The organism is Citrobacter portucalensis (assembly GCF_002042885.1).
GTDB lineage: Bacteria > Pseudomonadota > Gammaproteobacteria > Enterobacterales > Enterobacteriaceae > Citrobacter > Citrobacter portucalensis.
The window spans coordinates 179642-194834 of record NZ_MVFY01000007.1; the positions used below are offsets into that span (position 1 = coordinate 179642).

At 52.1% G+C, this 15193-nt stretch carries 16 protein-coding genes; 8 read left to right on the plus strand and 8 right to left on the minus strand.

Annotated elements, in window-relative coordinates; all coding sequences use genetic code 11:
* Window positions 1-13: 13 nt before the first annotated feature.
* Window positions 14-721 (minus strand): septum site-determining protein MinC, encoded by a 708-nt coding sequence (minC, locus tag BZK40_RS12820; RefSeq protein ID WP_003833736.1) that lies wholly within the window; start codon window positions 719-721, stop codon window positions 14-16.
* Between the two features lie 126 nt (window positions 722-847).
* Between minC and BZK40_RS12825 the strand changes: the two genes are divergently transcribed.
* The 3 genes from BZK40_RS12825 to ycgN all read left to right on the plus strand — a co-directional run bounded on the left by BZK40_RS12825 (window position 848) and on the right by ycgN (window position 2409).
* On the plus strand, window positions 848-1141 hold the full coding sequence (locus BZK40_RS12825; RefSeq protein WP_003833735.1) for a YcgL domain-containing protein: 294 nt from the start codon (window positions 848-850) through the stop codon (window positions 1139-1141).
* Window positions 1142-1210: 69 nt separating this feature from the next.
* Window positions 1211-1870, plus strand: a complete 660-nt coding sequence (locus BZK40_RS12830) for a fumarylacetoacetate hydrolase family protein (RefSeq protein WP_048235224.1) — start codon at window positions 1211-1213, stop codon at window positions 1868-1870.
* A gap of 92 nt (window positions 1871-1962) precedes the next feature.
* Window positions 1963-2409 (plus strand): cysteine cluster protein YcgN, encoded by a 447-nt coding sequence (gene ycgN / locus BZK40_RS12835; RefSeq protein ID WP_003020944.1) that lies wholly within the window; start codon window positions 1963-1965, stop codon window positions 2407-2409.
* Window positions 2410-2438: 29 nt separating this feature from the next.
* Here the strand turns inward: ycgN and BZK40_RS12840 are convergent, their stop codons facing one another.
* The 3 genes from BZK40_RS12840 to nhaB all read right to left on the minus strand — a co-directional run bounded on the left by BZK40_RS12840 (window position 2439) and on the right by nhaB (window position 5107).
* Window positions 2439-2780: a TehB family protein gene (locus BZK40_RS12840; protein ID WP_079934747.1), complete on the minus strand. Its 342-nt coding sequence runs from the start codon at window positions 2778-2780 to the stop codon at window positions 2439-2441.
* Window positions 2781-2890: 110 nt separating this feature from the next.
* Window positions 2891-3421, minus strand: coding sequence for a disulfide bond formation protein DsbB (gene dsbB, locus BZK40_RS12845; protein WP_003844060.1), 531 nt, complete (start codon window positions 3419-3421; stop codon window positions 2891-2893).
* A 141-nt stretch (window positions 3422-3562) separates the two neighbouring features.
* Entirely contained in the window at window positions 3563-5107 is a 1545-nt protein-coding gene (gene nhaB, locus BZK40_RS12850) for a Na(+)/H(+) antiporter NhaB (RefSeq protein WP_008785014.1), read from the minus strand.
* 236 nt (window positions 5108-5343) lie between these two features.
* Between nhaB and fadR the strand changes: the two genes are divergently transcribed.
* Window positions 5344-6063, plus strand: a complete 720-nt coding sequence (fadR, locus tag BZK40_RS12855) for a fatty acid metabolism transcriptional regulator FadR (protein ID WP_003833559.1) — start codon at window positions 5344-5346, stop codon at window positions 6061-6063.
* Between the two features lie 102 nt (window positions 6064-6165).
* On the opposite strand, the gene BZK40_RS12860 is transcribed toward fadR, so the two are convergent.
* Window positions 6166-7698: a SpoVR family protein gene (locus BZK40_RS12860; RefSeq protein WP_003833557.1), complete on the minus strand. Its 1533-nt coding sequence runs from the start codon at window positions 7696-7698 to the stop codon at window positions 6166-6168.
* Between the two features lie 322 nt (window positions 7699-8020).
* On the opposite strand from BZK40_RS12860, the gene BZK40_RS12865 reads away from it, so the two are divergent.
* The gene (locus BZK40_RS12865; protein WP_003833553.1) at window positions 8021-9319 is read left to right on the plus strand and encodes a D-amino acid dehydrogenase; all 1299 of its coding nucleotides are present in this window, start codon (window positions 8021-8023) and stop codon (window positions 9317-9319) included.
* Window positions 9320-9331: 12 nt separating this feature from the next.
* The gene (gene dadX, locus BZK40_RS12870) at window positions 9332-10402 is read left to right on the plus strand and encodes a catabolic alanine racemase DadX (protein WP_048235226.1); all 1071 of its coding nucleotides are present in this window, start codon (window positions 9332-9334) and stop codon (window positions 10400-10402) included.
* Between the two features lie 104 nt (window positions 10403-10506).
* Here dadX and BZK40_RS12875 read toward each other — a convergent pair whose 3' ends face one another.
* Entirely contained in the window at window positions 10507-12240 is a 1734-nt protein-coding gene (locus BZK40_RS12875; RefSeq protein WP_008785011.1) for a potassium/proton antiporter, read from the minus strand.
* A 97-nt stretch (window positions 12241-12337) separates the two neighbouring features.
* Entirely contained in the window at window positions 12338-13252 is a 915-nt protein-coding gene (ldcA, locus tag BZK40_RS12880; protein ID WP_048235227.1) for a muramoyltetrapeptide carboxypeptidase, read from the minus strand.
* A 98-nt stretch (window positions 13253-13350) separates the two neighbouring features.
* On the opposite strand from ldcA, the gene emtA reads away from it, so the two are divergent.
* Window positions 13351-13962, plus strand: coding sequence for a membrane-bound lytic murein transglycosylase EmtA (emtA, locus tag BZK40_RS12885; RefSeq protein WP_016153365.1), 612 nt, complete (start codon window positions 13351-13353; stop codon window positions 13960-13962).
* Between the two features lie 11 nt (window positions 13963-13973).
* On the opposite strand, the gene ycgR is transcribed toward emtA, so the two are convergent.
* Window positions 13974-14708 (minus strand): flagellar brake protein YcgR, encoded by a 735-nt coding sequence (ycgR, locus tag BZK40_RS12890; RefSeq protein WP_048235228.1) that lies wholly within the window; start codon window positions 14706-14708, stop codon window positions 13974-13976.
* A gap of 201 nt (window positions 14709-14909) precedes the next feature.
* Between ycgR and BZK40_RS12895 the strand changes: the two genes are divergently transcribed.
* Window positions 14910-15164 carry a GlsB/YeaQ/YmgE family stress response membrane protein gene (locus BZK40_RS12895; protein ID WP_048212573.1) on the plus strand — a complete coding sequence of 85 codons (255 nt, stop codon included), beginning with the start codon at window positions 14910-14912 and terminating at the stop codon, window positions 15162-15164.
* Window positions 15165-15193 lie beyond the last annotated feature (29 nt).

Below are 15193 nucleotides of genomic sequence, written 5' to 3' on the forward strand. Positions count from 1 at the left end.
TGTTAAAAAGGGATCAATTCAACGGTTGAACTGTCAAAGCGTTCTCTGCTAATTGCAGACGTGCCGCTTTGCCATAAAATTCTGCTGGGATTTTATCACTCAGCCAATAAACACCTGCGATAGACACCAGTTCTGCCGTCAGATGGGTACAAAAAATTTGCGCTTCCCGGTCACCGCTTGCGCCTGCCAACGCACGGCCTCTCATCATTCCATAAACATGAATATTGCCATCAGCGATAAGCTCTGCGCCTGCACTGACGTGGCTTGTAACAATCAGATCACATTGTGGTGCATAAATGCGCTGACCGGAACGAACCGGCACATTTATTAATCGTGTTTTTGTGATGGGAGTAACGTTTTGTGGCGGAGCGACGGGAGCCGGGGCCTCAACGGGCGCAGGACGAATAGCTTTTTCTTTACCTTCAGTCAGTAAAGGAAGACCCATTTCGTCGATTTCAGCCTTGAGTCTGGCGTCTTTGCATCCGCTAACGCCGATAATGCGCAATCCGGTAGACGCGACAACCTTCTGCAGCGCTGACCAGTTTACCGGGCTTTCAAGACCACTCACGTTAACCACTACGGGAGCATGTTTTAAAAAAGCAGGTGCCTGCGCGATTTTGTCTTCCAACGCCTGACGAATAACCTCGGGTTCTGCTTCATGTAAATGAACCACTGATAAGGTGAAGCTACTGCCTTTAAGCTCGATTGGCGTGTTTGACATCCTGGCCTTACTCAATTTGCTATTTATCATCCCCAGCGCGGGGTGATATTCCGAAGACTATAAGGCATGTTATAGTCAGTATTATATTGAGGCAAGCCACCATTCCGTGAATTCAGAGTAAAAGATATGTTTTGTGTGATCTACCGAAGCAGTAAACGTGACCAGACCTATTTATATGTCGAAAAAAAAGACGATTTCTCGCGAGTTCCTGAAGAACTGATGAAAGGATTTGGTCAGCCGACGCTGGCAATGATGTTGCCGCTTGATGGCCGTAAAAAGCTGGTTAATGCCGATCTGGAAAAAGTAAAACAGGCACTCACCGAGCAGGGCTATTATTTACAAATACCACCGCCGCCAGAAGATTTACTTAAACAGCATCTGGCTGCGACGAAACAAAATACACCAGACGATAAACGTTAAACTGCATCCGGCAGCAGCACGCCCCATCGATGCAGTACCTGAAATTGATAACTACGTTAGGGGAAAGTAATGTATCAACATCATAACTGGCATGGTGCTCTGCTGGATTATCCGGTGAGTAAGGTGGTTTGCGTAGGGAGTAACTATGCTAATCATATTAAAGAGATGGGCGGAAGTACCCCGGAAGAACCGGTGCTGTTTATTAAACCGGAAACCGCGCTGTGCGATTTACGCCAGCCGCTGGTGATCCCATCTGATATGGGTTCGGTTCACCATGAAGTTGAGCTGGCTGTTTTGATTGGCGCGACCCTACGTCAGGCGACGGAAGAACATGTGCGCAAAGCCATCGCGGGCTATGGCGTCGCGTTGGATCTGACCCTGCGTGATATTCAGGGCAAAATGAAGAAGGCGGGGCAGCCGTGGGAAAAAGCGAAGGGCTTTGATAACTCTTGCCCGCTGTCAGGGTTTATTCCGGTGGCGGAATTTAATGGTGATCCTCAGGATACGATGCTCGGGTTAACGGTTAACGGTGAGCAGCGCCAGCACGGCACCACGGCGGATATGATCCATCACATCGTTCCTTTGATTGCCTACATGAGTCGTTTCTTTACCCTCAAAGCGGGCGATGTTGTGTTGACGGGGACGCCAGCAGGAGTTGGGCCGTTAAACAGCGGTGATGAGCTGGCTATCAGTTTTCATGGTCAAACGCTGACGACACGCGTGCTGTAATCTCTTCTTGCCGCCTTTTCGGGCGGCAAAACTTGCATCAGCGTGCCAGACTGGTTATAAGGTGCAGCTTTATTGCAATAGCGGATACCCTGATGAGCGACATACCTTTCTGGCAAAGTAAAACCCTGGATGAAATGACCGATGCCGAGTGGGAGTCATTATGTGACGGGTGTGGTCAATGCTGCCTGCATAAGCTGATGGATGAAGATACCGACGAAATCTATTTTACTAACGTCGCGTGTAAGCAGCTCAATATCAAAACCTGTCAGTGCCGTAATTACGAACGCCGATTCGAGTACGAGCCTGACTGTATCAAACTGACGCGCGATAATCTGCCCACCTTTGAATGGCTGCCGATGACCTGTGCGTATCGTCTGCTAGCGGAAGGTAAAGGGCTGCCGGAGTGGCATCCACTGCTGACGGGATCAAAAGCGGCGATGCACGGTGAACGTATTTCAGTACGTCATATTGCGGTGAAAGAATCGGAAGTGCGTGACTGGCAGGATCATATTCTGAACAAACCTTCATGGGCGGACTAAACCGCCCATCGATTAGCAGGCGTTTAGGCTTAAGACTTTTTCGCCTGATACATCTCATCGCCTTGGTTGTCATCTTCAACCCAGAAATTGATGTTGAATTGGGCGTCGTCGCTTAATTCAACGCGATGCCAGTACTGCGGCGGACTGGTCGCAAACTGACCGGCATTAATCACCACTTTTACTTCAGGCTCTTTTGCGTCTTCATTGGCAAAGCCGTAATACGTTACCGTACCTTCCATCACGCAAAGCTGGCCAAAAACGCCTGCAGCAGTGTTATGGTGAGAAAGAAGTGCTGCCGGGACGTTGTCTTTCGTGAAGAAGGGAGTAGAGCGTTTAACTTTCCAGTTTGCCGGGATGCGTAAATGGGACATAAGACATCTCCTTGGTGTGGCATCTATAAGATGCATTTAATATACATCTTATAGATGCCAGCAGGCAATGAATTTAAGGCAAAAAAAACGCTCCCGAAGGAGCGTCTCTGTTAGCGACCGAAGAGGTCACGTTTTTTCGGTTTGAACGGCTGTGCTATCACTACCAGCACGGCGACCACCAGGTAGGCGGCGAAGATCCCCAACAGCCACTGCGGCATTTCCAGGGTTAAAAAAGACCACTGGCGCTCAGCACAGTCACCGGACGCTAAAAACACCTGCGGCAGCCATTTGTCCAGCGGCAGCCAGCTTGGGAAGCGTGCGGCAAAATCACAGGTCATAAACGGGGATGGGTGCAGCTGAATCATGGTGTGCTCATACGCTAACTGAAGTCCGCGCCAGGCACTGTAAATCCAGATTATCATCGCCACATAGCGCAGCGGTGTTTTTGGTGCGATAGCACCCACCAGCCCTGCACCCATCACGCCAAATAATGCGCTACGTTCGTAAATACACAACACGCAAGGTTTTAGCAGCATGACGTGCTGGAACCACAGCGCGACGAGCTCCAGCGCAAAGGCGGTTAACGCCAACAATAACCATGCTCCACGACCTCGGGAGCACTGGTTTAAAAATCGCAACATAATCATTTCCCTGCAACATGCGTAGAGACCGCAGTTTAAACCAATTCACTTTATGCGCCACTAGCGGGAATTGAAAATTTGCGTAATCGGATATTTATCATGCAAAAAGTCAAACCGGGCAGTGATTTGCCCGGTTAATTGTTATGAAAGTGTAGCTAACCAGCCCGTTTGGGTCATCCACTCGGTCACCGGAACTAGCGTGAACTCGACGCAAAGCAGGCCGACGAGCGTCAGGACGAGAGTATAAGGCAGGGCCATCCACACCATGCGACCATAAGAGAGGCGAATCAACGGCGCCAGTGCAGAGGTCAGCAGGAACAGGAATGCAGCCTGGCCGTTTGGCGTGGCCACCGAAGGCAGGTTGGTCCCGGTATTGATCGCCACCGCCAACAGCTCAAATTGGTTAAGGCTGATGGTCCCATGTTCCATCGCGGCTTTGGCTTCATTGATATAAATCGTACCAACAAAAACGTTATCAGAGATCGAAGACAGCAGGCCGTTGAAGAGATAAAACAGCGTCAGTTGTGCATGTTCAGACGACTGCAACACAAACTGAATAATCGGTGAAAAGAGTTGTTGATCGATAATCACCGCGACAATAGAGAAGAACACGGTCAGCAGCGCGGTGAAGGGTAGCGACTCGGTAAAGGCCTTACCTATCGCATGTTCGTCGGTTACGCCGGTCAACGAGGTTGCCAGAATGATGACCGACAAACCGATCAATCCGACTTCTGCCAGATGCAGGGCCAAAGCAACGACCAGCCAGACGCCAATAATCGCCTGGACAATCAGTTTGATTTTGTCCTGGCGGGTACGTTGTTGGCGGCTCTGATCGTCAAACTGTTGCAGGACATCACGGACGGTCTCCGGCAGCGTTTCGCCATAGCCAAACCAGCGCAATTTCTCGACCAGTACACAGGTTAACAGGCCGCAAATCAGTACCGGGACGGTAACTGGCGACATGCGCAGGAAGAAGTCGCCAAAATGCCAGCCAGCCGCTTTGGCGATAATAAGGTTTTGTGGTTCGCCCACCATGGTCATCACGCCGCCTAACGCCGTACCGACCCCCGCGTGCATCATCAGGCTACGCAGAAAACCGCGGAACTGCTCAAGAACGACTTTATTGTGCTGATCGATATGGCTGTCATCAAGCATGTTGTTGTCTTCCGCGCGAGAAGAAGCAACGCGATGGTAGATACCATAAAACCCGACCGCAACGCTGATTACCACGGCAACGACGGTCAACGCATCGAGGAACGCAGAGAGGAAAGCGGCTGCAACACAAAAAGACAGTGACAGCAGCGTCTTGGAGCGAATAGTGAGCAGCAGACGAGTGAAAATAAACAGTAATAGCTGCTTCATAAAGTAGATGCCTGCCACCATAAACATCAGCAGCAATAACACCTCAAGGTTTGCGGCAACCTCTTCACGCACATGCGTGGCGCTGGTCATACCAATAATGACAGCTTCAATAGCCAACAGCCCGCCTGGCAGCAGTGGGTAACATTTTAACGCCATCGCCAGCGTGAAAATGAACTCGGCCACCAGCAACCAGCCGGCGATAAAAGGGTTGATGAAAAAAATAATCGGGTTAACGACTAAGAAGACAAGCAGTGCAAGTTTGTACCAGTCTGGTGATTGACCTAAAAAATTGCGCCACATAGCGCGGCCCCATGATAGCTCCATGGTGATTTCCCTACCTTTAAAAATGAAATCATGTTTTTATGTTTGACCGCAAAGCTTAGCGGGAGGAGGGGGCACAGGCAAGCTATTCACGAGACTGGTAAGGTTGGCTGTGCTGTAGCGTTATTAGGAAAATGAAGCCTTGATCCACTTTTTCTTCATTGCGTCAGCTATCAGCTAAGATACCCATCTGGTATGATGTGTGTAACTATGTTTTGCTGTGTAATGGAATTTTTACTATGGTCATTAAGGCGCAAAGCCCGGCTGGGTTCGCGGAAGAGTACATCATTGAAAGTATCTGGAATAACCGCTTCCCACCTGGCACTATTTTGCCCGCTGAACGTGAACTCTCCGAACTTATTGGGGTGACACGTACCACGCTACGCGAAGTATTGCAGCGGTTGGCGCGAGATGGCTGGTTGACCATTCAACACGGCAAACCGACGAAGGTGAATAACTTCTGGGAAACCTCCGGGCTGAATATTCTTGAAACGCTGGCGCGTCTCGATCACGAGAGTGTCCCGCAGTTGATTGATAATCTGCTGTCCGTGCGTACCAATATTTCGACGATCTTTGTTCGCACTGCGTTTCGCCAGCATCCTGATAAAGCACAGGAGGTTCTGGCGACGGCAAATCAGGTGGCCGACCACGCTGACGCATTTGCCGATCTGGACTATAACATTTTCCGCGGCCTGGCATTTGCCTCCGGCAATCCGATTTACGGTTTGATCCTCAACGGTATGAAAGGATTATATACCCGCATTGGTCGTCATTATTTTGCCAACCCGGAAGCGCGCGCGCTGGCGCTGAGCTTCTACCGTAAACTGTCAGAACTCTGCGAGCAGGGCGCTCATGAGCAGGTGTATGAAACGGTGCGTCGCTATGGTCACGACAGTGGCGAAATCTGGCATCGCATGCAAAAGAGCCTTCCGGGCGATTTGGCGATTCAGGGCCGTTAATTGCTCAAAGCCAGATGGCGACGCCAAAGCGTCTTATCCGGCCTACAATGTGTGCACTTCGTAGGCCGGTTTAGGTGTTTACACCGCCTCCGGTAATAAGATTTACAGACCGTTCATCCTTGGCGGGCAACGCTCCAACAGCTCCACGCTGCCATCTTCATTCTGTTGCTCCAGCATCACGTCAAAACCCCAAAGCCGGTGTACGTGCTTGAGCACTTCTTTGCGTCCTTTATCCAGCGGTGCGCGATTATGCGGAATATAGCGTAAGGTGAGCGAACGGTCGCCACGCAGATCGACATTCCAGATTTGAATATTCGGCTCCAGGTTGCTGAGGTTGTATTGCGACGACAACCTGTTGCGGATCTCACGATATCCTTCCTCGTTATGAATCGCAGAAATCTCCAGGTAGTTGTGACGATCGTCATCCAGCACGGTGAACAGACGGAAATCACGCATCACCTTTGGTGACAGGAACTGGCTGATAAAGCTCTCATCTTTGAAATCGCGCATCGCGAAATGCAGGGTTTCCAGCCAGTCGGAACCCGCTATGTCCGGGAACCAGTATTTGTCCTCCTCGGTCGGCGACTGACAAATACGTTTGATATCCTGGAACATGGCAAACCCCAGGGCATAAGGGTTTATCCCGCTATACCACGGGCTGTTGTAGGGCGGCTGAAATACCACATTGGTATGGCTATGCAGAAACTCCAGCATAAACCGTTCGGTGACTTTACCTTCATCATAAAGGTGGTTCAGGATGGTGTAATGCCAGAAAGTGGCCCAGCCCTCGTTCATCACCTGCGTCTGTTTCTGCGGATAAAAATACTGACTGACCTTGCGTACAATGCGCAGGACTTCACGTTGCCAGGACTCCAGCAGCGGGGCGTTCTTCTCCATGAAGTACAGCAGGTTCTCCTGTGGCTCAGAGGGATAACGCCGGGCTTCCGCCACGGTTTTCTCTTCCTCTTTCTTCGGCAGCGTGCGCCACAACATATTCACCTGGCTTTGCAGATACTCTTCACGGCTTTTCTGACGGGCTTTCTCTTCCTGTAGGGAAATTTTTTGCGGGCGTTTGTAACGGTCAACGCCGTAGTTCATCAGCGCATGGCAGGAGTCGAGTAGCTTTTCGACTTCATCCACGCCGTAACGCTCTTCACACTGGGTAATATAGTTTCGCGCGAAGATCAGGTAATCGACAATGGAACTGGCATCCGTCCAGCTTCGGAACAGGTAGTTGTTTTTAAAAAAGGAGTTGTGTCCGTAGCAGGCATGCGCCATCACCAGCGCCTGCATAGTGATGGTGTTCTCCTCCATCAGATACGCGATACACGGATTGGAGTTGATAACGATCTCATAGGCCAGCCCCTGCTGACCATGCTTATACAAGCGCTCGGTTTCAATAAACTTTTTACCAAACGACCAGTGAGGATAGTTGATCGGCATCCCGACGCTGGAATAAGCGTCCATCATCTGTTCGGAGGTGATCACCTCGATTTGGTGCGGGTAGGTATCCAGTCTGTAGAGTTTCGCCACGCGGTCTATCTCTGCCAGATAGACATCCAGCAGATCAAACGTCCAGTCGGGTCCATCGCTTAACCGTGTGCTGTCCTTGTTCATGGAATCAATCGTAGCCATTCGCGCACCCTCATTGTTGGCGGCACTCTCTGTCTGGAGTACCTCATGTCAAGCATAGATCATGGTGTTAAAAAACGTGCTGCGGCAGAAATTTTTTCTTTGCGATTTCACGTTAGCGAGGCGTCGAAAAATGGCATGGCCGCAAAATTTTATGCTGGATAAAAATAACGCACAGCAGGAGATGCCAAAGCGGAGAGTCCCCAGTCATCACCGCTATATGTGAGGTAAGTCACCATAAAAAAGCCATATGTTGAATAATATTTTCAACTGAGTTATCAAGATGTAATTAGATGATTGTTCTTTTACTGTTAACGGAGTGGCTATGCGAGTTGTCATACTGGGAAGTGGTGTCGTTGGCGTGACCAGCGCCTGGTACTTAAGTCAGGCTGGACACGATGTCACCGTCATTGATCGTGAGCCCGGTCCCGCACTGGAAACCAGTGCGGCGAACGCGGGGCAAATCTCTCCAGGTTATGCAGCACCATGGGCGGCACCAGGCGTACCGCTAAAAGCAATTAAGTGGATGTTTCAGCGCCACGCTCCGCTGGCCGTCCGTCTTGACGGAACCCAGTTCCAGTTGAAATGGATGTGGCAGATGCTGCGCAACTGCGACACCAGCCACTACATGGAAAACAAAGGACGCATGGTGCGACTGGCGGAATACAGCCGTGATTGCCTGAAAGCGCTGCGCGCCTCTACCGGTATCGAGTACGAGGGGCGCCAGGGCGGAACCCTGCAACTTTTCCGTACCGCTCAACAGTATGAAAACGCTACCCGCGACATCGCCGTGCTAGAAGATGCGGGCGTGCCATATCAACTGCTGGAAGCAAACCGTCTGGCGGAAGTCGAACCCGCACTGGCAGAAGTGGCGCACAAGCTGACCGGCGGTCTGCGTTTACCGAATGATGAAACCGGCGACTGCCAGCTGTTTACCCAGCGTCTGGCGCAGATGGCGGAGCAGGCGGGCGTTAAGTTTCGCTTTAATACCCCGGTCGATAAGCTGCTGAGCGATGGTGAGCAGATTTATGGCGTCCAGTGCGGCGAAGAGATAGTTAAAGCCGATGCCTATGTGATGGCGTTTGGTTCGTACTCCACGGCAATGCTGAAAGGGATCGTTGATATCCCGGTCTATCCGCTCAAAGGCTATTCGTTGACCATTCCGGTGGCGCAAGACGACGGTGCGCCGGTTTCTACTATCCTTGATGAAACCTATAAAATCGCTATTACCCGCTTTGACAATCGTATTCGCGTTGGCGGCATGGCGGAGATTGTCGGCTTTAATACAGAATTGCTACAACCTCGTCGTGAAACGCTGGAAATGGTCGTACGCGATCTCTTCCCGCGCGGCGGTCATGTGGAGCAGGCAACCTTCTGGACCGGACTGCGTCCGATGACGCCGGACGGAACGCCTGTGGTGGGGCGCACCCGCTTTAAGAATCTGCTGCTCAATACCGGCCACGGCACGCTGGGTTGGACCATGGCCTGCGGCTCCGGTCAGCTACTGAGCGATATCCTTTCTGGCCGCACGCCAGCCATACCTTATGACGATCTGAGCGTGGCGCGTTACAGTCCGGGGTTTACCCCCTCTCGTCCACGGCATTTACATGGCGCACATAACTGATAAGGACGTGAGATGACCCGCCCGATACTGGCCAGCATTGACCTGCAGGCGTTGAAACAAAATCTGACCATTACCCGCCAGGCCGCGCCGGACGCCCGCGTCTGGTCGGTGGTGAAAGCCAATGCGTATGGACACGGTATTGAACGCGTCTGGAATGCGCTGGGCACAACCGATGGTTTTGCCATGCTCAATCTTGAAGAGGCGATAACCCTACGCGAGCGCGGATGGAAAGGCCCGATACTCATGCTGGAGGGTTTTTTCCACGCCGAAGACCTGACGGTATATGACAATTATCGACTCACCACCTGTGTACACAGTAACTGGCAGCTAAAAGCATTGCAGAATGCACGCCTGAAGGCGCCGCTCGATGTTTACCTGAAGGTGAACAGTGGTATGAACCGCCTTGGTTTTTTACCGGAAAGAGTTCCCACGGTCTGGCAACAGCTGCGGGCGATGCCCAATGTCGGTGAAATGACGCTGATGTCCCATTTTGCCGATGCAGAGCACCCGGAAGGTATACAGGAGGCTATGACACGTATTGCGCAGGCAACTGAAGGGCTGGAGTGCAGACGATCGCTGTCGAATTCGGCAGCCACGCTGTGGCACCCTGAAGCGCATTATGACTGGGTTCGTCCGGGCATTATTTTGTATGGTGCGTCGCCTTCAGGACAATGGCGGGACATCGCTAACACCGGCCTGAAGCCAGTGATGACGCTGAGCAGTGAGATCATCGGCATACAGACGCTGAAAGCTGGCGATCGGGTGGGCTACGGTGGACGCTACACTGCCAGCGGCGAGCAGCGCATTGGCATTGTAGCGACCGGCTATGCAGACGGTTATCCACGCCATGCGCCAAGTGGTACTCCGGTGCTGGTGGACGGTGTACGTACCGGGACGGTGGGGACAGTCTCAATGGATATGTTGGCGGTAGATCTGACACCATGCCCGCAGGCAGGGATCGGGACGCCGGTAGAGCTGTGGGGCAAAGAGATTAAAATTGACGATGTGGCCACCGCCGCAGGTACGGTAGGCTACGAGTTAATGTGTTCTCTGGCGCTGCGCGTGCCAGTTGTGACGGTGTAACTTTATATAGCATTGCCTGATGCTGCTGCGTTTATCAGGCCTCCAGAGTCAGTGCATTTTGTAGGCCGGGTAAGGCGCAGCCGCCACCCGGCAAAACATCCGCTTTACTCATCCTCATCTTCAGCAACGCGAACACCGACCTTCAGCACCGCATTATCTTCCTTCTCGGCTACGGTCCAGATCATGCCAGCGAATTCCACCTGGTCACCGACGACCGGCGCGGCACCAAGCAGATGCTGGACAATTTCACCCAACGTTTGCTGCTTATCACGATACTCGGTGCCATCTTCCAGGCCATAAATCAGCGCCACATCGGCATATTTTGCGCTGGCTTCAAGAATAAAATCACCGAAGAAGCGCTGGTCTAACGACACAGGTGGCGACTGGCTGAACAGCTTGCCAAGAGCCGGGAGATCGCGCTCGCGGCCAATAACACACAATACATCGCCTTCGCGCAGACGTGTGCTGCCGGAGGGGTGAAACAGCACGTTGTCACGAAACAGGGCGGCTATTCGCGTTTCTTCCGGCATATGCAGGTCGCGCAATGCGGCTCCTACGCACCACTTATCGGCGCTGAGCTGATAAACAAACTGCTCCCACGGGTTATCCGGATGAATATCCAGGCCAATGCGCGACACGGGCCAGCCAACAGGAGGGACCACCACTTTGGCTTTTTTAGCGGCCCATGAAAGAGAGGTTCCCTGGAACAGCAACGAGATCAGTACCACGAAGAAGGCGACGTTAAAGAACAGGCGTGCATTCTCCAGACCCGCCATCATTGGGAAGACGGCGAGGATGATGGGTACCGCACCGCGCAGACCCACCCAACTGATGAAAATGCGTTCGCGCAGATTGAAGCCGCGAAACGGCAGCAGTCCGGCGAAAACCGAAAGTGGGCGGGCAATGAAAATCATCCACGCAGACAAAATCAGCGCAGGAACCACGATAGGTAGCAGGTCGGACGGCGTAACCAGCAGTCCGAGCACCAGGAACATGGCGATTTGCGCCAGCCAGGCCAGACCGTCGAAGTTTTGCAGAATGCCAAACCGGTTGCGAATAGGGCGATTACCCAGCAAGAAACCACACAGATAAACTGCCAGAATACCGCTGCCTTCCAGCGCAGTGGTCAGGGCAAAAATCAGGATCCCACCGCTTAACGCCAATAGCGGATACAGTCCGGCAGGCAGAGAAATGCGGTTAATCATCTGCTGGAGCATATATCCACCGCCCAGACCGATAACGATGCCTAAGCCAAACTGCTGGATAATGTGCACCGCGAACATCCAGCTTAAACCGGTTTCGTGGTTTTGGATCATGGCGATGAGCGTGATGGTCAAAAACACGGCCATCGGGTCATTACTGCCGGATTCAATTTCCAGCGTAGAGCCAACGCGTTCGTTAAGCCCCTTACCGCCAAGCAGGGAAAAGACCGCCGCGGCGTCGGTTGAACCAACAATCGCGCCAATCAGGAGTCCTTCAATAAGATCCAGATGAAACAGCCACGCGGCCATCATGCCGGTGAGTCCGGAAGTAATCAGCACACCGACCGTCGCCAACGATAGCGCCGGGCCTAACGCAACGCGAAAAGAGCTGGCCTGGGTGCGCATCCCGCCGTCGAGCAGGATAACTGCCAGTGCCAGGTTACTCACCATGTAGGCGAATGGATAGTTATCGAAAGGTATGCCGCCTATACCATCTACGCCCGCTAACATACCGATAGCGAGAAATATCACCAGGATAGGGATACCGAGGCGTGATGAGAATGAACTGAGTAAGATACTGCAGGTGACGAGAACGGAACCCAAAATAAAAAGGCTAATAATTGCTGCGGCATCCAACGTTCGGTTACTCCTGAATTACGCTGTTTCGTATTAATAAACCCTACCATAATAACGACAGAAACAGCGTTTTGCTTAGCCCCATTAGCCGCTTTTTTTACGATTTTAGTACCGGATGCCCACTTAAGGTGAGCTGAGTGCCGTTTTTATCATTTTTCAGCACCGCATTGGCTCCCAAAGGCAGGGTGACAGTGCGTTGTTCATGGCCAAAATCGAGGCCGCAGATCAACGGTACTGACAATCTGGCGCGCAGAAAATCACAAACTGAATCAAGATTGTAACCGGCATCGTAATCATTGGGTGCGCTACCGCTAAAACTGCCGAGAATAATGGCGTTTTGCTGGGCCAGTATTCCGGCGTGGTACAGCTGCAGCAGCATGCGCTCGACACGGAATGGATGCTCGTTAATGTCTTCCAGCACCAAAATGCCGTTTTTGATGGCCGGCATCCACGGTGTACCCATCAGCGAAATGATCATCGCCAGATTTCCGCCCCACAGTGTACCTTCAGTTGCGCACTGCGGACCGTCACCCTGCCATTCGAGGGTAAATTGGGCATTACGCAAAGCCTGCCAGAAATGGTGCTCGGTGAATGCGTTCATTTCTTCGGCGCCGAAGTTCGCCGCCAGCATCGGGCCGCTGAAGCTAATCACATTCCCCTGTGTCAGCAGACCACACTGGATCGCCGTAAAATCGCTGTGTCCGCACAGCAGTAGCGGATCTTGTTGCTGGCGGGCTGCCAGCCCCTGCCAGTCAATATCTTCCAGTAAACGGCTCGCGCCATAGCCGCCGCGTACCGCCATCACAACGGTATCGGGGGTTTTCAGATTAACGAGCGAGTTCACATCAGCAAGCCTTTCTGCCTCTGTCCCCGCAAAACGCTGGCAGCGGCGCGCAATGACCGCTGAATTGTCGACCTGATGACCGGCCTCAATAAGACGCGCAAGCCCACGTAAGGCAGCCTGCTGATTGATACAGTAGCCCGATGGGGCAATTAAGTGAAACCGGGACATGGCATTTCCTTGCTACAACTAAAACCAAATGTATATCATGCCGCGTAGGTATGTCGTTGTCACCTCAGCGACAGGTTCCGGCTATAAGGATAGATGACGTGAAATTGAGATGGTTTGCTTTTTTGGTTGTATTACTTGCGGGCTGTAGTTCAAAACAGGATTACAAAAACCCGCCGTGGAATGCTGAAGTTCCGGTTAAACGCGCAATGCAATGGATGCCGATCAGTGAAAAAGCCGGTGCGGCCTGGGGTGTCAGTCCACAATTGATTACCGCTATTATCGCCATTGAATCAGGCGGAAATCCGAATGCGGTCAGTAAGTCCAATGCGATTGGTCTGATGCAGTTGAAAGCCTCAACTTCAGGACGCGATGTTTATCGCCGCATGGGCTGGAGTGGAGAGCCGTCGACCAGTGAGTTGAAAAACCCCGAGCGCAATATCTCGATGGGGGCCGCATACCTGAGTATTCTCGAAACCGGGCCGCTGGCCGGGATTGAAGATCCGCAGGTGATGCAGTACGCGCTGGTAGTCTCGTACGCCAACGGTGCGGGCGCACTGTTACGCACGTTCTCATCCGACAGGAAAAAAGCGATCAATAAAATCAACGACCTCAGCCCGGATGAATTTATTGAACATGTTGCGGACAATCATCCGGCGCCGCAGGCCCCGCGCTATATCTGGAAGCTTCAACAAGCGCTGGATGTGATGTAATTCAGGTGATGCTAATCGCGCACCTTGTTCGACTTTTCCCGGGCCTCGCGTTCAAGGGAAAAAATAATCCGCTGTAAGTTCCGCTCCACCGCCGGGCCGACGTTGAGAAAACGAAAGCTCAGGCGGGGAGTGGTAATGGTTTCGTTTTTCCCATCGATAACCTTGCGTTCGCTAATGGAAATAAGTTGGGCGTCAACGTGATACACCCCCCATTGCTCCATATTTAGTTCAACCTGCGAGAAGCGCATACCTTCTGCCAACCCCTCTGGTTTTGCCACTTCTAACAGCCCGCCCATGCCGCCGAGAGACAGATCGAATAAGCGAAAATGCAGAATGCTGTTGTCCGGCATTTTTGCCGTGCAGCGATAGGGAGGATGCAGCGGAGCGCCGATGCGGAAATATTCCCGACGCTGCACAAACCACAGAGAAGGCGGCAAGGATGAAATAAAGGCCGGCAGTTGCTGATACTCACCTTTTTTCAGCTGTGGCAGGGTGAATTCTACTTTGGCTCCCTGCGTTTCGGCGATAATTGAGATCTGGCTGGCCCGCTGTACGGCCTGGTTTTCATATTCCTGGCTGCCAAAATCCATGATCAGTTCATCGGGACTGACGGTCAGAATTTTGCTGATGAACTGGCCGCCTGACCAGGAGATACGCAGTGGAACCTGCTGCGACTTCAAGTCCCGAAGTACACCTAACACCGCTAACGGATTTTGCTTCAGGAACTGCTCATTGTAGTTACTCACACCTAATGACTCCTGGATGCCTGGTTTGTCGTTGGGTTATCGGCATTAATCTACGGAACTTAATACAAATGGATGAAATTTTTTACCAAACCCAATGAATTAAGTCTGAGTGATAAAAGCATGTCGCGATGGCTTGCCTATACTTTAAGTGCTGGCGCAGGAATGTCTTGCGCGTGCGTTCACTGGAAAGAGGGCCTGAAAATGGGAATTATTGCCTGGATTATTTTTGGTCTGATTGCGGGGGTTATCGCCAAACTGATTATGCCGGGGCGTGATGGCGGTGGGTTTATCCTGACCTGTATTCTCGGTATTGTCGGTGCTGTGGTCGGTGGATGGTTGGCAACGATGTTTGGTATTGGCGGCGATGTCAGCGGATTTAATCTCCATAGCTTCCTGGTGGCCGTGGTCGGCGCGATTGTTGTGCTGGGTGTCTTCCGGCTTGTACGACGAGATTAATCGAACGGCCCCTGTGGGGGCCGTTTCTC